Origin of the sequence: Colwellia sp. PAMC 20917, assembly GCF_001767295.1 — a bacterium.
GTDB lineage: Bacteria > Pseudomonadota > Gammaproteobacteria > Enterobacterales > Alteromonadaceae > Colwellia_A.
On record NZ_CP014944.1, the window covers coordinates 2237284 to 2261646 of the forward strand.

At 35.5% G+C, this 24363-nt stretch carries 20 protein-coding genes, 1 tRNA gene and 1 pseudogene; 18 read left to right on the plus strand and 4 right to left on the minus strand.

Translation table 11 applies throughout. From position 1 onward, the window contains the following. The first annotated feature begins 250 nt into the window (after positions 1 to 250). Both A3Q34_RS09675 and A3Q34_RS09680 read left to right on the plus strand, forming a co-directional pair. A complete protein-coding gene (locus tag A3Q34_RS09675) occupies positions 251 to 3460 on the plus strand; it encodes an ATP-binding protein (protein ID WP_197517674.1) in 3210 nt (1069 codons plus the stop codon). Between the two features lie 154 nt (positions 3461 to 3614). Continuing rightward, complete coding sequence (locus tag A3Q34_RS09680; protein ID WP_070375171.1) at positions 3615 to 4343, plus strand: glutathione peroxidase; 729 nt, start codon at positions 3615 to 3617, stop codon at positions 4341 to 4343. A gap of 96 nt (positions 4344 to 4439) precedes the next feature. On the opposite strand, the gene A3Q34_RS09685 is transcribed toward A3Q34_RS09680, so the two are convergent. Next, positions 4440 to 6320 (minus strand): methyl-accepting chemotaxis protein, encoded by a 1881-nt coding sequence (locus A3Q34_RS09685; RefSeq protein ID WP_083277965.1) that lies wholly within the window; start codon positions 6318 to 6320, stop codon positions 4440 to 4442. A gap of 162 nt (positions 6321 to 6482) precedes the next feature. Here A3Q34_RS09685 and A3Q34_RS09690 point away from each other — a divergent pair. From A3Q34_RS09690 to hemN, 7 genes and pseudogenes are all read left to right on the plus strand, one after another. Next, a pseudogene (locus A3Q34_RS09690) lies at positions 6483 to 6719 on the plus strand (VF530 family DNA-binding protein); the annotation flags it as partial. Between the two features lie 132 nt (positions 6720 to 6851). Further along, positions 6852 to 7712: a formyltetrahydrofolate deformylase gene (gene purU / locus A3Q34_RS09695; protein ID WP_083277966.1), complete on the plus strand. Its 861-nt coding sequence runs from the start codon at positions 6852 to 6854 to the stop codon at positions 7710 to 7712. 124 nt (positions 7713 to 7836) lie between these two features. After that, on the plus strand, positions 7837 to 9654 hold the full coding sequence (locus A3Q34_RS09700; protein WP_070375173.1) for a M61 family metallopeptidase: 1818 nt from the start codon (positions 7837 to 7839) through the stop codon (positions 9652 to 9654). A 126-nt stretch (positions 9655 to 9780) separates the two neighbouring features. Further along, a complete protein-coding gene (locus tag A3Q34_RS09705) occupies positions 9781 to 10305 on the plus strand; it encodes a VOC family protein (protein ID WP_070375174.1) in 525 nt (174 codons plus the stop codon). Positions 10306 to 11076: 771 nt separating this feature from the next. Then, positions 11077 to 11661, plus strand: coding sequence for a Der GTPase-activating protein YihI (gene yihI, locus A3Q34_RS09710; protein WP_070375175.1), 585 nt, complete (start codon positions 11077 to 11079; stop codon positions 11659 to 11661). Positions 11662 to 11670: 9 nt separating this feature from the next. Beyond that, complete coding sequence (locus A3Q34_RS09715; RefSeq protein WP_070375176.1) at positions 11671 to 12162, plus strand: DUF2489 domain-containing protein; 492 nt, start codon at positions 11671 to 11673, stop codon at positions 12160 to 12162. Positions 12163 to 12315: 153 nt separating this feature from the next. Further along, a complete protein-coding gene (gene hemN, locus A3Q34_RS09720) occupies positions 12316 to 13686 on the plus strand; it encodes an oxygen-independent coproporphyrinogen III oxidase (RefSeq protein ID WP_070375177.1) in 1371 nt (456 codons plus the stop codon). A 49-nt stretch (positions 13687 to 13735) separates the two neighbouring features. Here hemN and A3Q34_RS09725 read toward each other — a convergent pair whose 3' ends face one another. Then, positions 13736 to 14293 (minus strand): DUF1285 domain-containing protein, encoded by a 558-nt coding sequence (locus tag A3Q34_RS09725; RefSeq protein ID WP_070375178.1) that lies wholly within the window; start codon positions 14291 to 14293, stop codon positions 13736 to 13738. A gap of 234 nt (positions 14294 to 14527) precedes the next feature. On the opposite strand from A3Q34_RS09725, the gene A3Q34_RS09730 reads away from it, so the two are divergent. The 5 genes from A3Q34_RS09730 to A3Q34_RS09750 all read left to right on the plus strand — a co-directional run bounded on the left by A3Q34_RS09730 (position 14528) and on the right by A3Q34_RS09750 (position 20567). After that, positions 14528 to 14603: transfer RNA gene (locus A3Q34_RS09730), tRNA-His, on the plus strand. Positions 14604 to 15461: 858 nt separating this feature from the next. After that, positions 15462 to 17990 carry an Ig-like domain-containing protein gene (locus tag A3Q34_RS09735; RefSeq protein WP_070375179.1) on the plus strand — a complete coding sequence of 843 codons (2529 nt, stop codon included), beginning with the start codon at positions 15462 to 15464 and terminating at the stop codon, positions 17988 to 17990. A gap of 882 nt (positions 17991 to 18872) precedes the next feature. Further along, positions 18873 to 19121, plus strand: coding sequence for a DUF4282 domain-containing protein (locus A3Q34_RS09740; protein WP_070375180.1), 249 nt, complete (start codon positions 18873 to 18875; stop codon positions 19119 to 19121). Positions 19122 to 19279: 158 nt separating this feature from the next. Then, positions 19280 to 19888 carry a DnaJ domain-containing protein gene (locus A3Q34_RS09745; protein WP_070375181.1) on the plus strand — a complete coding sequence of 203 codons (609 nt, stop codon included), beginning with the start codon at positions 19280 to 19282 and terminating at the stop codon, positions 19886 to 19888. 106 nt (positions 19889 to 19994) lie between these two features. Beyond that, the gene (locus A3Q34_RS09750) at positions 19995 to 20567 is read left to right on the plus strand and encodes an ankyrin repeat domain-containing protein (RefSeq protein WP_070375182.1); all 573 of its coding nucleotides are present in this window, start codon (positions 19995 to 19997) and stop codon (positions 20565 to 20567) included. Positions 20568 to 20854: 287 nt separating this feature from the next. On the opposite strand, the gene A3Q34_RS20505 is transcribed toward A3Q34_RS09750, so the two are convergent. Continuing rightward, entirely contained in the window at positions 20855 to 20989 is a 135-nt protein-coding gene (locus A3Q34_RS20505) for a YMGG-like glycine zipper-containing protein (protein ID WP_157470936.1), read from the minus strand. 365 nt (positions 20990 to 21354) lie between these two features. On the opposite strand from A3Q34_RS20505, the gene A3Q34_RS09755 reads away from it, so the two are divergent. The 3 genes from A3Q34_RS09755 to A3Q34_RS09765 all read left to right on the plus strand — a co-directional run bounded on the left by A3Q34_RS09755 (position 21355) and on the right by A3Q34_RS09765 (position 23069). Beyond that, entirely contained in the window at positions 21355 to 21621 is a 267-nt protein-coding gene (locus tag A3Q34_RS09755; protein ID WP_070375183.1) for a type II toxin-antitoxin system Phd/YefM family antitoxin, read from the plus strand. A 2-nt stretch (positions 21622 to 21623) separates the two neighbouring features. Continuing rightward, positions 21624 to 21920 (plus strand): type II toxin-antitoxin system RelE/ParE family toxin, encoded by a 297-nt coding sequence (locus A3Q34_RS09760; protein ID WP_070375184.1) that lies wholly within the window; start codon positions 21624 to 21626, stop codon positions 21918 to 21920. An 882-nt stretch (positions 21921 to 22802) separates the two neighbouring features. Further along, positions 22803 to 23069, plus strand: a complete 267-nt coding sequence (locus A3Q34_RS09765) for a hypothetical protein (RefSeq protein WP_070375185.1) — start codon at positions 22803 to 22805, stop codon at positions 23067 to 23069. Positions 23070 to 23198: 129 nt separating this feature from the next. Here A3Q34_RS09765 and A3Q34_RS09770 read toward each other — a convergent pair whose 3' ends face one another. After that, on the minus strand, positions 23199 to 23504 hold the full coding sequence (locus A3Q34_RS09770) for a hypothetical protein (RefSeq protein WP_070375186.1): 306 nt from the start codon (positions 23502 to 23504) through the stop codon (positions 23199 to 23201). Between the two features lie 340 nt (positions 23505 to 23844). Here A3Q34_RS09770 and A3Q34_RS09775 point away from each other — a divergent pair, with 340 nt between their 5' ends. Beyond that, complete coding sequence (locus A3Q34_RS09775) at positions 23845 to 24348, plus strand: MarR family winged helix-turn-helix transcriptional regulator (RefSeq protein ID WP_070375187.1); 504 nt, start codon at positions 23845 to 23847, stop codon at positions 24346 to 24348. Positions 24349 to 24363 lie beyond the last annotated feature (15 nt).

Here is a 24363-nt window from a genome sequence, read left to right on the forward strand (position 1 = left end):
ACTTGTTGGCCACTAAGGTTTATTTAATAAGTCCCCAGGTAGCAGTAGGTCGTATTAGCTAAAAAACATCTGATTTTCATTATATTAAATCAATCACTTATTTATTAAAATTTGCTGGTTTGCTACTTATAGCATAGAGTGTATTTATTAATATTTCACTTCTGCCTTTATAGATAAACGTAAATACAAACCTAATTTTTAAACCATGGATGATGACATTATAAGCGATATAAAGAGTATGTTATGGCACTTGTCTACTTGGCTTAAACGCACATTATTGTGCAGTATTTTGTTAGTCACTTTTAGTGTCTATGCAGAGCAACTATCCAACAGTAAAGCGCCCCTTCGAATAGCTTTACCTGATAGATCGTCAATCAATGCAGCTTCTGGAGAGAAGTTTCAACTGCTGGTTAACTTTCTTAAAGAATATTGGCAAATTTGGGCAATAGATAATCAACGTGAAGTATCGTTTAGCTACATGCCAACAGAAAAGGCTTATCAATCGCTTGCTAATAAAAGTATTGATGTAGTCGCCGTTACTCGTTACCAGCAAAATCAAACAGGCGTATTTTTTAGTATTCCCTATGCTAAATTCAAACAAAAAGTGTTTCGTCGCATTCAAAGTAATAAAAGTAACGGCCTGCAAATAGGTATCTACTCTGACGATCAGTCAACTTTAAATTTTCTTAGTCGTCATATTGAACACTATTATTATCAAGATATTGATAAGCTGCTTGGCGATTATCAAAAGTATGATGCCTTATATGCAACAAAACCCTGGTTACTTAATGAAAAGTTAAACGAATATAAGCTCAGTGGTGATTTTCATATTACTGAAGATGAAGCACCAGAAGCTTACTTTCGCTTTGCCGTGAATAAAAACAATAGAAGCTTGATGCATAAAATTAACGACGGCATCCGCTCAGTGAGTCGACAACAAGCCGAGTTGTGGAATAACAAATATATTACCTTAAATGAAGGAAATATCTCGTTAACTTTTGGCAGCTATTTTACAAATTTATCTGTTGCTGAAAAAGATTTTATTATTGACCATAATCAACTTTCCTTTCCCGTGGTGTCTGGAGGTTTTCCGCCCTACATTATTACTAAAAACTTTAATCACATTACCGAGCGAGGCTTCACCATTGATTTATTTACGCTTTCAACTGAGCGTACCGGTATTATCTATAAACCTGTTTATGTAAATAATATAGAGCAAATTTTTTCGTCTTTAGCACAGCAAAAAATTAATGTGTTGCCGTTGGTTGAGCGTAATAAAGACCGAGAGAAAAAGCTTATTTTTTCTGAGCCCTATTTGCAAGCCAGTTATAGTATGGTTTATCGCCATAATGACACGATAATAGATGGCTTAAGTGGCATAGGTGACAAAAAAGTTGCTGTGGTTAATAACTTTAATGCCACCCAATTATTAATAGAAAAACTTCCTTTTGCGCACCTTAATTATTTTGACTCGATCAATGCGGCCATTACTTCAGTATCCTTGGGTGAATCTGATGTCTTTATTGGTGGCTCTCTCATTTCTTCTTACTTGGTTAAAGAAAATCAACTCTCTAATCTCACCAGCCAACCATTAATAAACTTTAATGATAATGCTCAGTTTTTTTTCGCGAGTCCCCACGGTAACGATATTGTTATTAGCTTACTTAATCGCACCATTAAAAGTGTTTCTGCCACAGATTACGAAAGACTTTATGCAAAGTGGAGTCAAACGGCTTTCCATGAAAATAATGCCGATAAACAAATTGCTAATGCCTATCGAAATGTCAGTTATTTGTTTGTCGCTATTATGCTTTTTGGGCTGATTATTTTTTGGATTTATTATCGACAGCTTAGGGTCAGAAAGCTTGCCCAACTAAAAATTGAATATGCATTATCAATTGCTGAGTCTGCAAAAATAGAAGCTGAGAAATCAGCTCAAGCGAAAATTACTTTTCTTGCCCGGATGAGTCATGAAATTAGAACGCCAATGAACGGTGTATTAGGTATGGCAGAAGCCCTTGCTTTCACACCTTTAAATAAAGAACAAAATGATTTACTTGAAACATTACAAGGCTCGGCAACTAACTTACTCGCTTTACTCAATGATGTGCTCGACTTTTCAAAGATGGACGCCGGCAAACTGACTTTAGAGTCGGTGCCAGTGAATTTTAACTTACTTTGTAAAAATATTATTAGTGGCTTCAATCACATTGAACACCACAAACCATTAGATATTAACTTTCAAATAGACAATAAAATAAGTCACTGCTATTTAACCGACCCGACACGCTTCACACAAGTGCTTAATAATTTGCTTAGTAACGCGATTAAGTTCACCGATAAAGGACAAATCGATTTAATTGTTACGGTTGTTAGCAGTGAGGTTATCAATAAAAATACCTACGACACACTTTATTTTGATGTAAAAGACACCGGCATGGGCATAGCGGAGGAAAAACAAACGTTCTTATTTACGCCATTTATTCAAGCCGATGACGACATTACGCGAAAATATGGTGGTACAGGTTTAGGGTTAAGTATTTGCCAAGAAATAATATCAGCGATGGGCAGCGAAATTAAGATTGATTCAACGCTAAACCAAGGGAGTTCTTTCCATTTTAGCTTAAAGCTAAAGCAGTCAACTTTAGAAAGTTCCACCGATAATCGTCGCAGTAATACGCGTTTAATTAATGCCGCTGACGATAACCGTTTTCAAGATCTACGTATTCTTATTGCCGAAGATAACCTAGTAAACGTTAAAGTGCTCTGTGCGCAACTTGCGCGTCTAAATATTAAAGCCGATATTGCTTACGACGGCCAAGAAGCTTTAGATTTACATGAAAAACAGGCTTATGACATTATTATATCTGATTGTCATATGCCAAATGTTGATGGTTTTGAACTCGCTCAAACGCTAACAGCAAGCGAGCAAAGCCAACCGCTTTGGTTAATTGCTGTAACCGCAGATGCTTTAAGTGGCGCAGCAGAAAGGTGTATTGCTGCTGGTTTTAATGACTATATGGCTAAACCTTGCCCACAGGAAGAAATAACCAACAAGCTCAACAATGCTTATCGACAGTTATTAAAGAAACAGCAGAAAAACGACTTAACCAAACAAAATTTCAGCCTTTTTGATTTAGACATGCTGCTTAAAAATAATGAGCACGACATTGAACTGAGTAAAAATGTTGGTCGACTTTTTATCGCCTCATGGCAAAAAGAAAAAAAGCAATGGTTAAGCGCCACCGAGAATTTTGATCATAAATATATACAAGCACTTGCTCACAAACTAAAAGGCAGTACACGGTATTTTTCTCATCCTGAAATAGCTAAAACGCTCAATGAGGTTAGCCAGCAAGCCAGGGCTGGCAATAGTAAAGATATAAAGGCATCTGCTAGCCACCTTTATTTACAACTTGATATAATGACCGAAGAAATTAAACGTTGGTTATTGTCATAAGTCAGTGATTCTTTAATCATCAATCTAGATTGATTTTTTTATTATTAATCGCTTTAATCAATCATAGTGAATTGTTTTTATCACTTTATTAAATCAAATTATTCACCCATACTAATGCTAATTAATCGATTCAAATCAATCAAAGCGAGTGACTATGTTTACCAATAAAGAAACACAGCAAGTTCCAAACACTACTTTTCCTATTATTACTGCCGATGGTTGGGCAAGTCGAAACAGTGATGAAATTTTTGCGAATAAAACCGTCATTGTTTTTTCATTACCAGGTGCATTTACACCAACTTGTTCGTCTTCACATTTACCAAGATACAATGAACTAGCGAAAAAATTTAACGCTAATGGTGTTGATGAAATTGTTTGTATTTCTGTTAACGATACCTTTGTAATGAATGCTTGGGCACAAGACAAAGACGCAGCCAACATTAGTTTCATTCCTGATGGCAATGGTGACTTTACTCAAGCGATGGGTTTATTAGTTGATAAAAAAGAAATTGGTTTTGGTAAGCGTAGCTGGCGCTATTCAATGCTAGTAAAAAATGGCGTTATAGAAAAAATGTTCATTGAACCTGATTTACCTGGCGACCCATTTGAAGTATCTGACGCCGATACCATGCTCAATTACATTAATCCTGAAGCTGTACAGTCTCAAGAAATTACAATTTTTAGTAAGCCCGATTGTCCATTTTGTAAAAAGGCTAAAGCATTATTAACAAGCCAAGGTTTAAAGTTTGAAGAATTGATCGTTGGTAGCGACGTAAATACTTCAATGTTCCGTGCTATTACTAACTCAGATACCGTACCACAAGTATTTATTGATGGTAAAAACATTGGTGGTAGTGAAGATTTAGCCGCTTACTTTGGTTAAACTTTATTATTAGCCAGCACACAACACTTATTGTTGGCGATACAATAAAAAAAGCTAGATAACTCACATTATCTAGCTTTTTTTTACACTTACTCGTTAGACTTTAAACTTACCCACTATATCATTTAAACCGGTGAATTCTTGTTGTAAACTGTCACAAGCTTGCTGCGTTTGCTGTAAATTTTGTACGCCTTGCTGATTTAAATCCATCAAATTTAATATATCTTCATCAATTGATCTGATCACATTAACTTGTTGTTGAGTAGCTTCAGTTACTGCATGATTTTCATTATCAACCTGTTGTAACATATGAATAATTAATTGCATTTTTTCGTCGGCTACTTTGGCTTTTTGCACACTACTGGTACTATTTTTTTGACTTTCGTCCATAGAAATAACCACCGCGTCGGTGCCTGTTTCTAAGTTATCAATCATGGTTTCGATTTCAAGTGCCGCTTCTTGAGTGCGTTGTGCTAACTGTCTAACTTCATCAGCTACCACAGCAAAACCTCGACCCTGCTCCCCTGCTCGTGCCGCTTCAATAGCGGCATTTAACGCGAGTAAATTAGTTTGTGAACTAACCCCTTTGATAACATCTAAAATGCTGACTATATTTTTAGTTTCACTGCTTAATTTTTCGATTTCGCCGCTTGACTGTGTCATTATTTTCGACAAATGTTCAATTGACTGAATATTTTCATTGAGTGCCACCAGCCCTTCATTTGACTGCGCTTGCATGCCTGATGTTAAGTTAGAAGCAGTTAGTGCGTTAGTCGAAATTTCTTGTGAAGAGTTATTTAACTCGGTTACCGCTGTCGATACACTTTCACCACGATTAAGCTGTTGATCGGCCATATCAATACCGACTTGTGAACTTTGTCGAACTTGGCCAATCTGCTGTTGTAAATTTGCCGCTGACTCTTTAACTCGTCGCATCGAATGATGCATAGTTTCTATAAAATCATTAAAATTTTCTGATAGTTCACCAAACTCATCGTGGCTCTCAACCGATAAACGTTGGGTTAAATCACCGTCGCCACGAGAAATACCTTTTATGGCAAGGTTTAAGGTATGAATAGGTTTCATTAAATAGCTAAACAATAAATGCATAAGAATAATCGTTGCAAGTAAGCTAGCTATAACCACAATAATGGCAATATTTCTCGAGTTCACCATGGGTTGGTAAGCTTTTTCGCTGTCAAGAACGACACCTACATACCAATTAACCGAGTCAATGCCTTTAATGGGGATAAATGAAACTATGGTGTTATTATTAATCTCATTTAAGTCACTCGAAAATGGTGGTGTTTGACCTAATAATTCACTCACCTCTTTATCGACATATTTCACATCAGGATGACTGAGAATCTTCCCTTTTGAAGTCATTAAATAGGCATAGCCTAAATCAAGAAAATCAATTTCATTTAGAATCGATGAAATCTCATCTAGAAAAATATCACCTCCTGCTGCACCAACAAATTGTCCATTTTTCAAAATAGGCGCTACAGCAGTCAATACTTTTTGATCCGTCGTGGCATCTATATAAGTTTCAGTAAAAGAAGACTTACGTCCTTCTTTTGCAAGCAAATACCAAGGGCGCTGACGAATATCAAAACCTTCTGGGAGTTGTATCGTTAAATCATCAAGAATAAATTCGCCGGTACTGGCTAGTCCAACAAAGGTATTTTTCATCTTCCCGGCTTTTACTGCTTGCTGAACCGCATGAAAAATTTCTTCATGACTATTAATGTCAGTAATATTAAGCGCCACTGCATCGATTATTTGTAGACGATTCGTTAACCAGTTCGCAATATTTCCAGAAACCGAACGGCCTATTTCATCGATGGCATTGTTAAGATTTTTTTGGGTGTGATCTTTTAAGAATATATAATTAATTGATGTAGATACCGACAAGGCTATTAGTAATAATACCGTAGTCACCATAATAATTTTATGGGAAAATTTTAATTTAATCACTGATGATCTTCCTTACTTTATTAGCTAACTTCATGGCATTACCATAGCACTGGAAATATCTAGATCCAACTTCCCGTTGCATTTAATCTTTTGAAAGCAACTTCAAAATTAATCTGATAAAATAACGCTATATTTTTATTGATAGTATCGCTAATTACTCTTATGAACAATCAACCTTTCAACCCATTACACGGCATTACCTTAAAAGCACTTGTTACCGAACTTGTTGAATATTTTGGTTACCCGGCGCTTAGTCAACAAATAAAAATTAAATGCTTCACTGAAGATCCTAGTATCAATTCAACCTTAAAATTTTTACGTAAAACGCCATGGGCACGTGAAAAAGTTGAAGCACTTTTTATCAAGAATTATCATAAAGTGCATCAAGTAAATGATGAAAAAAAATAGCGGTCAATAATATCGCAAGCTACTCATACTCAATAAAAATTTTAGCTTATAGCGCAATAAACTAATTGCTTGATTAAAAACCTGTCACACTGACTCCACATTCATTATTTTTTGGAGTCAGGTATGAAACCCATTAATCACTATATTTTAACTTGGCAATGCCCTGATACTTCAGGAGTATTAGCAAAAGTTTCTCAGAGCCTTTATCAACACGGCGCTTTTATTACTGAAACCTCACAGTACAGCGACCCGTATACCTCGATTTTTTTCTCGCGTATCGCATTTGATGACAGAAATTTAACCGTTTCAATTGCACAATTCCGTCAAGCCATAGCCGAATTAGCCCAACCGCTTGCAATGAACTTTCAATTAAGAGAACGTGATGATTTTCCAAATGTCGTTATCGCGGTATCTAAAGACGATCATTGTTTGGTGTCGTTATTAACCAAAGTGAAAGCCGGTGTTTTACCTATTAATGTTGCTGCTGTGGTTTCAAACCATCAGGACTGCCAAGCTTTAGTTGATTGGCATAAAATTCCTTTTCATCACTTACCTATTTCTTCTTCGACAAAAGCGCAACAAGAAAGTGAACTACAAGCCTTATTAATAAACTACAAAACAGACTTATTAGTGCTTGCGCGTTATATGCAAATTTTGTCTGATGATTTTTGTCAACAATGGCAAGGTCGAGCGATTAATATTCATCATTCTTTTTTACCGAGCTTTAAAGGCGCAAAACCTTACCATCAAGCCCACCAACGTGGTGTGAAAGTGATTGGCGCAACCGCCCACTATATCACTAGTGACTTAGATGAAGGACCTATTATTGTGCAAGAAGTAAAAGCCATTAACCATAGCCTGACGATAGAGCAGATGGTTCATAGTGGTCACGACATTGAAGCAACAGCATTGTCTCATGCGGTTAGAATGCATGCCGAGCAACGTGTCTGTTTGAATCAGGGCAAAACAGTTATTTTACTTTAGCGGTTAATTTATAAGGTAAACATAACGAGTAAAGCCCCCAATACGCTGGGTGCTTTACTGTTTTCATTCACTATTTCTGCTACATTAAGCCATAACCTTTTGTCTTAATTAGTTGTGTTTTCCGATGATCCGCTACCAAATAACGCCTAAAAATCTAAACAGCCATTTATTTTTGGTTACGCTTTCTTTTGCCACACAAGTGGATAAAACTTACCATTTATCGCTACCCGCTTGGTTACCGGGTAGCTATATGATCCGTGACTTCGCAAAAAATATTACTGAAATTAGCGCTTATAATAGTGACCCAACAGCAGCTCAAAATACTGAGACAATTGCGCTGAATAAAACCGACAAACAAACTTGGAAATTTACCGCAACAAGTGTCAATACTTCAATATGTTATCAAGTATTCGCTTTTGATTTATCGGTACGCACCGCTTACTTAGACAGTGAACGTGGCTTTTTTAATGGCAGCTCAACTTTTTTACAAGTGCAAGAATTGCCAGAAGAACGCTGTCAGTTAACGATTGCATTACCACAAGAATTAACAACTGAATCGTCGCCACAGTTAAATAGTTGGCGAGTTGCCACGGGCTTAACTCGCGCTAAAGGCACTGATAAATATCAGTTAGGTGATTATATTGCTAAAGACTATCAAGAACTTATCGATTGCCCTGTTGCCATTGGTCACTTTGATGCTTTTGAATTTGTTGTCGAAGGTGTTACCCATCACTTAGTCTTTACTAGCCAACATTTTGGTGATCGGGAGCGCCTAAAACGAGATATAGCTAAGCTTTGCCAGCATCATATTAACTTATTTGGCGAGGTCCCTTTTAAAGAGTACTGGTTTATTACCCATTTGTTAGGCAGCGGTTTTGGTGGGCTTGAACATAAAAACTCGACAATTTTACAAGCCAGCCGCTTTGATTTACCCAACCCTAATAAACCTGATGAAACTTCTGAAAATTATCAAACTTTTCTCAGCTTATGTTCACACGAATACTTTCACGCTTGGAATGTATGCCGCATTAAACCGGAAGAGTTTATTCCCTACAACTTACAGCACGAAGTGCACACGAGACAATTGTGGGCCTATGAAGGTATCACTTCTTATTATGATGATTTTTCATTGTTTCGCAGCGGATTGATCAGTTTTGAAGACTATTTACTGCAATTATCTAAGACAGCTACTCGAGTATACCGGGGCCAAGGGGAATTAAAACAAAGTATCAGCGACTCTAGTTTTGATACTTGGACCAAGTTTTATCAACAAGGTCCAGATGGCGTAAATAATATTGTTAGCTATTACACTAAAGGCGCTTTAATTGCACTTTGGCTAGATTTAACCATTAGAGAAAAGTCAGCAGGTGTCTACAGCTTAGACACCTTAATGCGCGAATTATGGATACATTTTGGTAGAACAAATATTGGTACCCGTGAGGAAGACTTTATAAACATTGCCAATATTCTCTGCAATGACGATATTACAGTGGCTTTTCAAGCCTTACTTAACAATGCTCAACGTATTGAGTTAGCACCGTTACTTAAGCAAGTAGGTATTGCCTTTACGGCTCAAAAGTTTCAGAAACTTAATAGCTTAGAGACTACTGACAATAACGCCTATTCTCCTTATATCGGTGCACAATATAGCGCGTTACCTTCAGGCGTGAAGATTACTCAGGTTATTGAAAACTCTCCTGCAGCTGAAGCTGGCTTGGCAGTTAACGATATTTTACTTGCCGTAAATAATATAAAAGCCACTGAAAAATCGTTGCAGCAACTGGCTGATCATTTACCCGAAAATACTGAGCTAACCTGCCACTATTTTCGTGATGATCAATTAATGACCGGTCACATTGTTTTTATTGATTCACCACTGGCCGCCATCGCTATTACAGAAGTGGACAGCACGCTTAGCAAAAAATGGCGCTGTAAAAATTAACTGTAAATTTTTTGCCACAAAAAAGTCAAACGCTAGTGTAATTAAAAACCCACAAACTAGTAACAAAAGTTACTTTGTGCAAAAATAACCTTATTGCTTTCAAAACTAGAATATAAAGGGTTTAAAATGATCAAAATGAAACGAATTCACCACGTCGCTTATCGTTGTACTGATGCAAAAGTTACTGTTGATTGGTACAAAGAACATTTGAACATGGAGCTAACGGTAGCCATTGCTGAAAATGAGGTACCGTCGACTAAGGCACCAGACCCTTATATGCACATATTTCTAGATGCGGGCATGGGTAATGTTTTAGCCTTTTTTGAAATTCCTAATTCTCCAACCATGGGCCGAGATGAAAACACACCAACATGGGTACAGCACATCGCATTAGAAGTTGAAGATGTTGATGCACTTGTCGCCGCAAAAGAAGAGTTACAAAGTAAAGGTGTTGATGTATTAGGCCCAGTTCATCATGGTGTATTTAAATCAATTTATTTCTTTGACCCGAGTGGTCACCGCTTAGAATTAGCAGCGAATACCGGTACAGTTGAACAAATGAAAGAATTAAAAAGGGTTGCTCCTTTAATGATTGAAGAGTGGGCTGTTACTAAAGTTGCACCAAAACACGCGGCCTGGTTACACGAATAAAACTATTTGCCCCTCGTTAATGGTCAAACAATATCCAATAAATAAAACTAAGCTATTATTTCTATTTAGCTTAGTTTATTGCGAACACGGTATTACCTAAACTCACAACAAATTTCTCGCATAAATTAGACAAAATAGGACATTAGTACATAAAACGAAGGATTTCGTATATAAAGCGAGCGTAACAATGTACTCCATTTGTGATTATTCATGTAAGACATTAACCATAGAGAAAGCATATTTTTACCATTCATTAACTTTTAATCGAATAAATAGACATTAAAAACAACAGGTTAACCTTTTGCGCCCCGTAAATTGTAAATAAATGTATATTTATAACTTGCGACATTTATAAACTAAGGTAAAGTATTGTCCAGCTACTTTGTAGCCAAATAACAATATGGATTGAATTGCATGGAAAGCCTTAACCTTCTCTTATGAGAGGTTACTTTAAAAGAATACGGATGATTAAGTTAATATCAGGATGATTGTTAATATTTAGGTCAATAGACCGATAAGGACAACCCAATAAAGTGTCAGGATGACCGATAAAAAAAGAACCGAGTATTTAACGCAACATAAAAAATAATAATACGTTAAAGCTTATAAACGGAATTGCTAATAGGTTAGGATAACCACTTAAAGTTTGATGAAAACGATGACTTGTTCATCGTTTTTTTATGCCAGAAAATTAATCATGAAAAACACTATCGCTGTTTCCTACAATATAACGTAAAATAGAACCATTGAATTTAAAAACGAAATTATTTTATGTCTCGTACCAAAAAATCTAGAAAGCAAGGCAATGGTCCTATCGGCGCAGTAAAAGATGATAAGAAAAAAGCCCTAGTTCCTGTTGATAGAAAACCAAAGAAGAAAACAGGAAAGCAAGCCGGCAACCGACAAAAAGAAGCTTTTGATGCAGGTAAAGAATCTCACTTACCTTCAGAAAAGAAAGATCCGCGTATTGGTAGTAAAAAACCAATAGATCTTGGCGGACCGGTAACAGCGGCGGTACAACCTTTTAAAGCCAAAAACAAAGTAAAAGCAGATAACTCTCCAATTGCTGCTATTCGTGTTGTTGAAGTTGATACCTCATTGCAACAAGAGCTCTTCGCTATTGAAGAAGATAGCCGCTTGCAAAGTATCCTTGCCCAGCAAGATGAAGATATTTCGCTAAGTAACGAAGATGTTGATTATTTCAATGAAAAAATGGAACGTCATCAACAACTACGTGAAATACTCGGCATAGAAGATGAAGACGACGACGAATCACCTGAAACGGCAAACAAAGCAAAATCTGGTGATGATCTTTGGGATAAATTTGACAACAGCGACCTGTCAAAGTTCGAATAAGGCTTTATCATGTTTTCAACCCCTTGGATTTATGTAGTAGTTGGCGGAGTAATTATTATTGCTGCGCTTGTTTTTTATGCGGTGAAATTATTAAGCCAGCTAAAGGCGCAAACGGCTAAAATAAAACAAGCGGAGCAAGATAAAAAAATTGCCTTAGCAAAGCACGATAGTAAGATCCTTAGTAGTGTCGTGATTATTGCCCACGCAATGAAAGAAGAGCAATGTGATATCGCTGAGGGTTGTTGGCGATTGAGTGTATTGCTCGATTCTTTAAAGTTGAGTAGTGGTTTGTCAGCAGAGTTTCCTGCAGTCTTTGAACTTTATGATAAAATTAAACATATGCCTATTCTTGATGCAAGAAAGAAACTTGCCAAAAATGAGCGTATGAAACTTGATTTTGAACGTATGAAAGCAGAGAGCGATTTATCCGCACAGATAAAAATTGACGTTACCTCTTTGCATCAATATGCCCAAGAACGTATGAGTGCCCTAGCAAGTTAATTTTTTTCCCAAGTTAATAACGCTTTATTGCGCTCGATCAATATCGTTAATGTTTGCATTGTTAAACTGTTACTTAGCATATACCCGTTACCATTCAACCTATATTTTGATTGATAACGCGTATATAAGTAATGGCTAACTCGGTAACCAACCATGCAAGCAAATCAATTTTTTGACCCTAAATTACTGTCTAAATATAATACCAGTGGACCTAGATATACCTCTTATCCAACGGCATTAGAATTTCATAATGAATTTTCTCAACAAGATTTCATTCAAGCAGTGAAAGATTCACCCAACCGTGAATTGTCCTTGTATGTACATATTCCCTTTTGCCATAGCCTTTGCTACTACTGTGGCTGTAATAAAGTTATTACCCGCCACCGTAACAAAGCCGATACCTATTTAGAATTTTTGGCGGAAGAAATTAGTTCACGAGCTGAATTTTTTACTGACTACACCGTTAAACAACTCCATTGGGGTGGCGGCACACCCAGCTTTTTAACCCATACCCAAATCACAAAATTAGTCTCTTTATTAAAAGAAAAATTCACTTTTGCTGAACATGTAGAAATGAGTATAGAAATTGATCCGCGTGAAATTGAAATGAACCTTGCTGAACACCTCTTTGATTTAGGTTTTAATCGTCTAAGTATTGGCGTACAAGACATTGACAAAAAAGTACAAGAAACAATTAATCGTGTGCAATCAACCGAATTTATTAGCGACTTTATTGCCCATGCAAAGGCAGTGGGCTTCAAATCAATTAATATCGACTTGATCTATGGTTTGCCTCACCAGACGATAGAAACCTTTACAAAAACGCTTAACAAAGCTCATGAGATGGATGTCGACCGTATTTCATTGTTTAGCTATGCACATATTCCAAACCGATTTGCTGCCCAACGTAAATTACGTGACGAATGGTTACCCAGCGTGCAAGAAAAATTTGCCTTAATGAAACTTGCCATCGAAAAGCTTTGTGACTTTGGCTACGATTTCATTGGTATGGATCACTTTGCTAAACCTAATGACGAACTTGCTATTGCACAAAAAGAGGGCTCCCTGCACCGTAATTTCCAAGGTTATACCACTAAGGGTGGTTGTGACTTATTAGGATTAGGTGTTTCTTCTATTAGTAATATCGGTACTTCTTTCAGTCAAAATATTAAAGAATTGCAAGCCTATTATAAAGCGATAGATACTAGAAAAAACGCGCAAGTGAAAGGGGTTAGTTTATTAACAGATGACGTGATCCGTGGCGAAGTTATTCGTGAATTAATGTGTAATTTATATATTGATAAACAACAGATCAGTAAAAAGTACGACATTGATTTTGAAGAATATTTTGCTGAAGATTTACCTCTACTGAAAACATTTATCAGTGATGGTTTGGTTGAAAATACGGCTGATTTTATTAAAGTAGATCAGAAAGCACGCTTGTTGATTCGTAATATTTGTATGAGTTTTGATGCTTATATGAAACAGCACGTTAACCAACAGCGCTTCTCGCGGGTAATTTAAGCAAAAGTCTCACCTTTATAAACAATAAGTAATTATAAAGGTGAGAAATTTAATCAATTTTTCCTAAACTAAACTTGTGGTCAGCACTTGAAAAAATTAATTCAATGCCTTTTTCTGTAACCTCTTCTTGTGCTAAATCGGCCCATTGGTAATAAACATTACGGTGAACTTTTGCCAATAAATTACGACGCACTAATACATATAATTCGCCGTTAGCATTCATCGTTAACGGATGAGTTTCATCAAGCACGAATTCGTCATCTACATTGGTACTAACCGTCATTATTGATTTGTTATCATCTTGCCAAGCCCATTGTGTTAATACAAAAGGAGCGTCTTCAACAATAATCTTAACTTTTTCAGCGGGGGTCACTAAAAAGTACTCGTCGCGATCACCTGTGACTTCTCTTAATAAAACCGAAGCAAAAAGTTTAACTAACGATAACCGTTTAAATATTGTGCCGCCATAAAACCAGTCGCCATTACCTTTGACCTGTAGATCAATTTCGCCACAATACGGTGGGTTCCATGATTCTATCGGCGGTAATTTTTTAGTATTACCTGGTGTTAACTTATTTAATTGTTCAGAAATTTTGTCTAGAGACATTTATACCGCCAAATTATCCGCTGGATAGTAATTTTAAGACCTAAGGTAAAAATACAGTATGAGGAGACATTAGTAAAACGGCATCTAAAATTAACTTAATAATTAGCAAAAAATACAGTTAAGCAAAATGATGCGCATAAAACGCTTAAAAGCAAAAATTTTCCTTGTCAATCTGCTTAAAAATACAATATACTCTTCGCGCCTTATCACTGGGCGCTTCAAGTAATATCAGTGGTGGCTATAGCTCAGTTGGTAGAGCCCCGGATTGTGATTCCGGTTGTCGAGGGTTCAAGTCCCTTTAGCCACCCCATTCTTTCCTTAGTAAATTCAGCAAGTTAAAACATTATAATAGCTATATCATTTCTATTTCATTAAGTGCTCCTGTCCATATTCTGTGAGTATTTGAAGCTAATTAGGTCTAATTACTTACACAACTATCCAACTTCCAGCTCATATCCTCAACATCGACCGGAACTGATTAACTTTGCCTGTTTAAGGAATTTACTGTCTATTTCCTGTGCTATTTACTGAAAATTGAAAATATCGTTTCTAACTAAGACGTCTCGAAAGTGCGCATTGCTGACTTTAGTGATAAATATTTTGCAATATATTTTCTAATGAATAATCCACGCCATTTACTTTAACGTGTCCATAATGTGTTATGCATTTCTTATCATACAGAATTAACTATTACTTAATAAAGGCAATAATCTTTAGTTTCTAAAAATGTTTCAATTCCATATATATTTGTGTATATTCCTTCCTGAATTACCTTAGTATTTAATTTGCTAAGTTTTTAGTTAATGTGAAAGGATTCATATGAAAGAACAACTCAACCTATTATTACAAAAATATGCAGGGTTATTATCTGCTATACCCCCATGTGATATTCGAAACTCTTTTGAAAATCCTGTCCAAAAAACTAAACACCTAAGTAGCTTTAATATTTTCTTAACCTGATATATTCCTAAATAATCTCTTATAAATGGTCAGAACTCTGATTGTATTGGGATTGCTGGTTATTATCAAAATGGACTGAGATAACACTTAATTTACATATTGATTTATTCAGAAAAAAAGTTAGCAATATACCCCTGTGTAAGAAAATGGAATCGATGTTCACGTAAACATGGACATTAAAATAAAAATAAAAAATGGAGTTTAAATAATGAAAATAATAAATATTTTCTTCTTTTCTTTTGTTCTACTGTTAACCGGTTGTGGTGGTAGTGGTGATAAAGTATCCCTAAGTAAACTTGAAATCAGTACTAATACCCAATTACTCGATTATCAAGAGACAACCCAACTCAGTGTACTAGCTATTAACTCAGATGATAGCTTGGAAAGCCTTATTTCAGGTGTAACTTTTTCATCGACTAATAATGATATTTTATCTATTTCAAATACTGGCTTAATAACCGCTATATCGGAAGGCGAAGCATCAGTCACTGCCAGCTATCAAGGTAAAGAAAGCTCTATTTCTATCGATGTTACCTATTCAATAATCAATAGTGAAATTAGAATAGATCCAGAACCTGATAATATGATTGAGGGTACTAATTACCAATCCAATTTATGGGTAATAAAAACTGATGGTCTTTCATACTTAATAAATGAGGATGTCTTATGGTTAAGTAGTGATGAGACGTTAGCAGAAATTTCTAGTGAAGGTTTACTGGCGTTGCTTAACTCTGGTGATGTATATATTGAAGCTACCTTTGGTGATATAAATATTCAGCGCCTTGTTAGTATTCAAGCAAAGGAAATAAGCGAGATTGCTATTGAACTTTCACCAGCACAAGTTGCTTTAGGTTACCAATCAAATGCCATAGTAACTGTCATATATAATAATGGTAGCTCTGAGAATTTAACTACAAGTGCAACACTTTCTAGTGGTGACTCATCTGTAGCGACTATCAATGAAGATGGAGTTGTTTCTTCATTGGCTGTTGGTGTAACAGTTTTAAATGCCGAATTTAGTGGTTTTACTAGTAGTGTAAATTTTGAAGTAACCGATGCCGTTATAACTCAGTTATTATTTAATATTGTACAAAATTCTATGCCTGTTGGTATGACTCCTTTATATGTTGTTAAACAACAATTTTCAGATGGTTCATTAATTGATATTACTCTTGAGCATCAGATTTATACTTTATCTTCGGAAGATTTAAATTTTGCTTCTATTGATAATTATGTAATTACGACTGTTAGTCCCGGAAGTGTAAACTTGACAGTAACTGCTGGAAATCTACAAACATCAACTCTTTTAACAATATCGGAAGCCGTTGTAACAGATATTGCGCTTTCAACGAATACTTTGTCTTTAGCCTTGGGGTTATCTGGTGAAGTATCGACAACAGCTACACTCTCTTCAGGTAGTCAAATATCAATTGATCCAGTGTACTCTTCTTCCGATGAAACTGTTTTGATAGTTAATCAAACTGGTTTAATTACTGCTTCTGGAATTGGGCAAGCGATAGTAACAGCCCAATATAATAATATACAGGACACTATTACTATTGATGTTAATCCCGCAGCTCTGGCCTCTTTAAATGTTAGTTTTGAAATACTAACTCTACCAATAGGTCGAAAAACACAGGCAAGTGCGACTGGCAATTTTACTGATGGAACAAGCTCTAATATTACACAAGATGTTAGCTGGAGTAGCTCTACTCCTAATTTATTGTCGGTAAGTAATACTGTTAAAGGGGAGGTTACGGCTATTATTGGTAGTAGTATCGACGTATCTTCTCCAGTTACTGTTCTTATAACTGCTTCATTAAACGGAATTGAGAATAATGCTGGGCTTGATGTGGTTTCAGCAGTTGTTGATGCCTTAAGCGTAGATGCAGGATCAAGCCTTGCATCATTAGGCAATCAATTACAGTTAACAGCTACTGCAACTTATTCAAATTTAGAAGATATCGATGTTTCTAATGATGCTATATGGTTATCAAGTGATGAAACCGTAGCAACAGTTAGTAGTAATGGTTTGTTATCAACAATAGCAGAAGGAGTAATATCTGTTTCTGCAACTTTTGATGGATATGTTCAATCTTTTGAAGTAACTGTTGGTCCAGCAACGTTAGATTCTGTCACCATAAGCACAACTAGTTTGTCTATTTACAAAGGACGAGTAAAACAGCTTAACGCTATAGGGACCATGAGTGATGGTAGCGAAATAACAGTTACAAAACTAGGTTTTTGGAGTGTTGATAATAGCAACTTAGCTACCGTATCAAATGATAGTGGCAGTGAAGGTGTTTTTACTGCTATTGAAGATGGAAATGTCAATATTACCTTCACTCCACATGAACAATCGTTACCTCCGACAGGAATCTTTCAAAGTATTAAACCAATTAGCGAAATGACTAACGAATTTAGTAAATCAGTTAGTTCCTCTATGTCGGTAATAAATGGTGTTGTACAAAATGGTTCTAAAATATCATTAACTATTACAAACAATACAGGCGAAACGGTTAGTTTACTTAAGTTTAAAGTAGATGATGCCAATGGAGAGAAAGTATCAACAAGTGATGCAAGTTTACTAAGTGATGGCTCCCTCACCAGTGGCGAAAGCGTTGGTCTGACTTACACTGTTAATTACCTAGGAGCAACAAAACCAATTACGCTAACTTATGAGGTAGAAGATCCTGTAACTAACGAAACATTTAATGTTTCAAGTACAATAAACTAACAGCCTGTAAGTTTTTGTAATTTTGTATAGTAAAGCCTCTCTTCCTTTTAGGGAGGCTTATAACAACAATAAATATATAGCTGATTACTTTTCTATGAAATTAGATATAATCAAAACCAACAACCAATTGTGAATAGACATTACAAATGAGATTATCTCAACAAGCCTGTCCACTGAAATCACACATCCATGAGATGATGTTTTCGAACTAAATCGATTTTTAGTCATCGAGTTGAGATTCGCTTATAAGTTGTCGAGACAGAAAGATATTAATGATCACTTTGTGCGCAAACCGGAAATTAGCTTAAAAATTTTTCCCATATTTTTTCCATATATTTTCTAATAAATTATTCGAGTCATATTACTGAAAGGTAACTATAAGAATATTTTATATGTCGCCACTTATTCAAATTAATATTTTTAGAAATAAGTACTTAAACTGTAGGTTTGTGCTTGTTTTTATTGGTTTTTGTGGTAACTTTAGCGACATATAATATTTTGTACTTTTGGTTACACAGTTTTCGCCTAAATGGATTTAGTGCACATAGCTCAACTCCCTCTAGGTTTTATAAATTCTGCTTATGTTTTCGCTAAGTCAGTTTTGTATAAACGGCTCAAATTCACGGTTAGCAGTAAAGTGGCGATAAGGTTTTAATTTTACTCACTCCACACTATCAGCTTTAACACTTTTGACCATTTCAGTGTTTTCCATTACGCAACATATCAAGTCAATTAAACGAGACATAGCAGTTGGCTAGTTTCGCTACACATTTTAGCCAACTATCACTTAGTCGCTTAATGTGGCGTTAGGTTTTTAACAACTCCGCTAGCCTAGCGTATATTTATATCGGAGTTATTTATAATAATAAAAAGGATTTACCCATGAAAGATGTGTTTTTTTTCGACTCAATGTTAACCCCTAAAATCATTACTTTTGTTTACTGGCTTATGCTTTTAGGCTCTTTAGTTTCAGGTTTAGGAACAATGTTCACTCAATATGGCGGCGGTGTTTTAGCTGGTTTAGGTATAATTGTTGGGGGCGCTATTGGTTCAAGAATTTGGTGTGAGCTACTGATTGTTTTATTCAAAATTCATGAAAACTTGCAAAAAATAGCTAACAAATCAGAATAAAAGCCTACAAGTCATTCAAGCAGGACTTTTAACAGTTGGTTAGGTTCCGCTTCACCTCACATTTTAACCAATAATTAAAAGCCTCTTAATGGGGCGGTTGTGCTTTGCCGATAGAATACTTAACCTGCTTACGAATATTAACCTGATAAAGGCACTACATGCTTAGAGTTATAACGATTGAGAAAGGTCAAAATGCCGATGTATCAGGCATTTTAACAGGTGATCTTTTATTAAAATATGATGGTATTACTACAAATAATAAAGATGATTTACTTGAGCTAATTTCCAGAGCAAATGAACGTATCTTAACAAAAAAGATAACGGTTGAAATTAATAGGGAAGATATATTAATTGTTATGAAGGTACGCTCAGGTAAGTTAGGACTAACGCTTAAACCTGAGAATGTCGAAATTAACCAGCAAGTTAATGGTAACGATTCTCTAGATAAAGCAAATTCAACTATTAGACTAGCAAATCAAAGAGTTTCAGAGTTGAAACATCAGATAAAAGAGAGGGATATGAATATCTTACACCTTCAAACTGAGAACATTAGACTTAAAGGTGAGGTGAAAGCTGATTTCTTAGGGTTCTCTGATTTTTCTGATCATGCAATTTTTGGCGTATCTGAACTTTCTAGTTTTGATGCTATTAAGAAAAATTACAAAAAACTTTCAATGGTCTATCATCCTGACAGAGGCGGAGATCCCCATATGATGAAACTTATCAACTCTACTTTTGAACGATTAAAGTCTGATAATAGCGTATAACAAGATACTAAGGTTGCAATAGAGAATTTGTTTAGGCTCTTACCTCGCCAATTTTAACAAACTGTATTTAGCCTCTTACGTGGCGTTGGTATGATTAAAGGAAGTTATGAGTTTATTTTACAAATTAAAATCTAAAGCTGTAATAAACAGAAAGCATGAGGAACATTTATATGCTTTAGTCGCATCTGAAATGGCTGATGGTATTCGTAACTCCGCTCTATGGCTAAAAGCCATAGAAGCAGCTAATGGAAATAGTGAAAAACAAATTTCAGAATATATAAAGTTCAGAGTGCAATCATTAAAAGATGATATTCATATTGTTAACAGCGTCTCAGTTGAAGAACCTGTACAGTTAGAAAAGGCGTGTTGGAAAGATATTGATGATGTAGAAGATTTAGTGATGATGATAGAAGATGGTGCTTCAAAATTAGATATTTCAAATTCGTTATCAGGTAAGCCTGACAGCGAAGTCGAATTATTAATAAACCAATTTGATGCCTGTGAACAATATCCACTTCATGTTGCTGTAAAAAATAAAAGAGCCGATATAGTTGAATGGTTACTTGAATTAGGTGCGCAACAAAATAGCGTAAATGATTGGGGGAAAACCCCTATTGATATAGCTATTAAGCAAGAGAATAATGAGATAATAAAGATAATCGAGTCATATATCACTTAACACATAAGCACTTCAAGCGGGATTGTACAGTTTGCTCGGTTTCGTTGAGCTACACATTTTAGCAAACAATTATCAGCTCTTTAAATGGGCGTTGGTATGATACAAAAACTAATGTAAGTTCCATTCTATTAATTGGACGCTAATGTCATCAGTGTGGCATAAGTGATCGTTACGAATGTAAAAAAAAGGAGAATTAAAATTTTTATAAAACATAACGTCCAAACGCCCAACATGCCCATTTAAAAGAATTGGCTAACAAATAAAGTTAACCTGCATTTTTTATTTAATTAATCATCCAAGATAAAACCAACAATACCACCGATGGCTGCACCAATTACTATGCCTTGTGGGCCCAATCGTGCGCCTATCAATGCACCAGTCGTTGCCCCTTTCATAGCGCTATCTGAAAAGTTGTTACTCATTAATTATTTCCCTTAGTTTTTTGTAGTTCATACTGACAGCCAAATATTTAATTCGTCTGTCAGTGAAGTGTGTTTTAGGTAAGTAAGTCATTACACTTTAAATTTAATGGCGTAATGTCCACTGAGTTTTGATGGTGTATTTGCTTTAGCTAGCCCCTGTTTATAAAAGGGTTATTTGCTCCAAATAAGGAGAGTCAAAATTCATAACTACCATAATTATTTTAAATTTAACGATAAGGGCATGACCCCGTTGGGCGTTCCGTTCTAAATAATTTTTTTACAGCTTTTATTACCAAGCTTACATGGATAAATATTAACAGGTGCTATAAACTGGTGTTAATAAACATAGTTATTGGGATATTCGAATGCAACCAAAATTCTCAGAAGATGTCGTGCCCTTATCGGATCTTAAAATTAATCCAGGTAAGATAGTTAATCATGCTAAAGATTCTCATAGACCAATACTAGTCACTAGCCGTGGACGAGGTATTGCTGTAGTTCAAGGCTTAGACGACTATGAAAAAAGTATCGAAGAGCTTGCTTTCATAAAAGCTGTTGCCAAAGGCATGCTTGATATTAAAGAAGGAAATAAATCGGATATCAGTGATGTAAAAGCAAGGTTAGGTTTGTAGTTGTGAAAATTGAATTTGCAGAATCTGCTATTTGTGATCTAGAAGATATCAAGACATATTATGATGAGCAGCATGTTCAAGATGTTGGTAATAATTTTATTTTAGACATAATAAGCCATATAGAACAATTACCCGACAATCCAAAAATTGGCAGAAAAGTTCCTGAATTTTGCATGTCATCAATTAGAGAATTAATTCACCCGCCTTTTCGTATTGTGTATGTATTAAATGAAATAAGCATTCAAATTATTAGAGTCTGGCGAAGCGAAAGATTAATGCATTTACCGTTGAATTATTGAGTGAAAAATAATGCTCTGGTATCGATCTGTGAGTATGTAACGGCAATAAATCACGTTAAACTAAGTAAATCTTATACCGACAACTTGATTGTGATTCCAGTTGTCGAAGGTTCAAGTCCCTTTAGCCACCCCACTCTTTATAAGTTTATCTCAAATAGAACACATCCATCAGTGATTCCATTTTCGCTTACCGTGGGTTCAAGTCCCTTTAGCCACCCCATTCTTACCCTTTAGATTCAAAGCCTATGGGTAATCATCTACTATAATTAGCACTTTCTGATGAGTGCTCCTGTGTATATTCTGTAAATATTTGAAACCATTACGTCTAATTACTTACACCATTATCAAACTTCTAGCTCATATTCTCAACATCGACCAGAACTGATTAACTTTGCCTTGTAAAGTACAATTATTGACTAGGAGAAAAAGCGTAAAAAGAGCAGCTGCATATTCCTTTTGCTCTGAATAAGTCAGTCAATTATCTAACACTTTGTAGTAATATTTAATCTTGATTAACGATAGAGAGGAGTAATTTGTTAATCGATAAGAATTAGAATTTTCAAAGTGCATTTGATGCCATCAATAGTGTTTATTATCCCAGTGGAGTACAAAGTGGACCTCAGCGTAATAGACAGATTGAAGTTTGGGGGCGATTAGTAGGTATGTAGTTGCAACTATCAATAAATAGCCAGACCATAACCTGTTAGCTGTTTATAGCTCAGTCACACAATTACCTATATTCATTAAACATGTAACCTAATATTACTTGACCACTGCAAATGTTTTGTCTATATTTATTTGGTATAAATTATAAGTTAAGTAATTGAAAAGTTATTAAATAAATATTTATTAACGTACTTTAAAACTCACAAGGAAAGATAAATGAGTGACGTAATTCAGCAAGCAAGACTACAGAACACCATGAAAAACCCTATTGTCGCATTAGTTTTAGGTTTTTTTATTCCAGGGGCAGGTCAAATGTATGCAGGAAATGTAATGTGGGGAGTTATTAATCTCATCCTAGTTATAGTACTTGCAGTAACCATTATCGCCTCACCTTTAGCTTTCATTATATGGTTAGTGTCAATGTTTCTTGGCTATAAAGGAGTAAAATCTTTTAATGTCAAGGTTTTGGATAACGCTGAATAGATAAGGAAATAACACACTATTTTAAGACAGACTAGCCTTCTTGATACACGATTGTTAGTAATTTAAGATTTAGGGCTAATAAAGCGTTAGTTATTAATAAAATAGGTTTTTAAATGACACTTTCGGGTGTCATTTCTGCTTTTTATTTATAATCTTTATAACGTTAATTAAGTTTATCGAAACTAAAGATTGGTACGGATATCGCGCGTTTAGTTTTGATAATGCCTGCATATCACCTGAAACCACATAATCATAGTAACCCATAGAGCGCATTTTATGAGCCTGGCGATGTTTTAATGTCATGTTTTCGAAGCGTAATAACTCACTAGCATTATCACGAAATAAGCAGTAAAAGTCACTGCCATCTAGTCGCATGGTTAAATTTTGTCGATAACGTGGTGATAAAAGTGATACAGAATTAGATATGGAGCACATAACAGGAACAATGAGCTACCTTATGTCACATACTTCTGGTGTTGCTGTAACATTATAAGTTTATCTCAAAGAGAACACACATCCATCAGTGGTTCCATTTTCGTTTATCGTCAATTAAACTCCCTTTAGCCACCCCATTTGTATAAACACACCTCTAAAATATTAAATAAAGCCATCAGTGATACGATTTTCGCTTACCGTGGCTTCAAGTCCGTTTAGTTATAGGACTTTATAAATTTCTCTTTAAAACCATCTAATAACGCCTATTTAGGTAATTTATCTAGGTGTTGCTGATTTTTTTGATTAAACTAATAGTAATTAAAGTAAGAAGCACACTGTAATGGAAAAACATCAACAATTATTAATTGCCTTAAGGAAAGTCATCAGGGCAATTGATTTACATTCAAAACACCTTAATAAAACTTCGGGTTTAACCAGTCCACAATTATTAATTATGCTAGAAATAGATAAAGTTTCTGGTATAAATTCAAGCCAAGTAGCCAAAAATGTTAATTTAAGTGCAGCTACTGTGACCAATATTTTGGATAGGCTAGAGAATAAAGGCCTAGTTTCAAGAATACGTAGTACCCAAGATAAACGTAGAGTGAGCTTATATTTAACCGAGGATGGTAAAGCACTTTTACTCAATGCTCCCCAAGCTTTGCAAGAGCATTTTATTGATAAATTTTCGAATTTAGCGCAATGGGAGCAATCACAGTTGCTTTCATCTATGGAACGATTAGCTGGAATGATGGATGCAAATGAAATAGATGCGGCTCCGTTATTAGAGCTTGATGCGATGAGCGCCAGTAGCAGTAGTAAGGCTGACGCATCTAATAAGTAAATACAGCTCGGTTTA

Coding starts and splice junctions, on each gene's coding strand:
- A3Q34_RS09700 (WP_070375173.1), top strand. CDS start 7,837: ATGATCCGCTACCAAATAACGCCTAAAAATCTAAACAGCCATTTATTT.
- A3Q34_RS09735 (WP_070375179.1), top strand. CDS start 15,462: ATGAAAATAATAAATATTTTCTTCTTTTCTTTTGTTCTACTGTTAACC.
- A3Q34_RS09765 (WP_070375185.1), top strand. CDS start 22,803: ATGAGTGACGTAATTCAGCAAGCAAGACTACAGAACACCATGAAAAAC.
- A3Q34_RS09775 (WP_070375187.1), top strand. CDS start 23,845: ATGGAAAAACATCAACAATTATTAATTGCCTTAAGGAAAGTCATCAGG.
- A3Q34_RS20505 (WP_157470936.1), bottom strand. CDS start 20,989: ATGAGTAACAACTTTTCAGATAGCGCTATGAAAGGGGCAACGACTGGT.
- A3Q34_RS09705 (WP_070375174.1), top strand. CDS start 9,781: ATGATCAAAATGAAACGAATTCACCACGTCGCTTATCGTTGTACTGAT.
- A3Q34_RS09740 (WP_070375180.1), top strand. CDS start 18,873: ATGAAAGATGTGTTTTTTTTCGACTCAATGTTAACCCCTAAAATCATT.
- purU (WP_083277966.1), top strand. CDS start 6,852: ATGAAACCCATTAATCACTATATTTTAACTTGGCAATGCCCTGATACT.
- A3Q34_RS09755 (WP_070375183.1), top strand. CDS start 21,355: ATGCAACCAAAATTCTCAGAAGATGTCGTGCCCTTATCGGATCTTAAA.
- A3Q34_RS09750 (WP_070375182.1), top strand. CDS start 19,995: ATGAGTTTATTTTACAAATTAAAATCTAAAGCTGTAATAAACAGAAAG.
- A3Q34_RS09715 (WP_070375176.1), top strand. CDS start 11,671: ATGTTTTCAACCCCTTGGATTTATGTAGTAGTTGGCGGAGTAATTATT.
- A3Q34_RS09680 (WP_070375171.1), top strand. CDS start 3,615: ATGTTTACCAATAAAGAAACACAGCAAGTTCCAAACACTACTTTTCCT.
- yihI (WP_070375175.1), top strand. CDS start 11,077: ATGTCTCGTACCAAAAAATCTAGAAAGCAAGGCAATGGTCCTATCGGC.
- hemN (WP_070375177.1), top strand. CDS start 12,316: ATGCAAGCAAATCAATTTTTTGACCCTAAATTACTGTCTAAATATAAT.
- A3Q34_RS09725 (WP_070375178.1), bottom strand. CDS start 14,293: ATGTCTCTAGACAAAATTTCTGAACAATTAAATAAGTTAACACCAGGT.
- A3Q34_RS09745 (WP_070375181.1), top strand. CDS start 19,280: ATGCTTAGAGTTATAACGATTGAGAAAGGTCAAAATGCCGATGTATCA.
- A3Q34_RS09770 (WP_070375186.1), bottom strand. CDS start 23,504: ATGTGCTCCATATCTAATTCTGTATCACTTTTATCACCACGTTATCGA.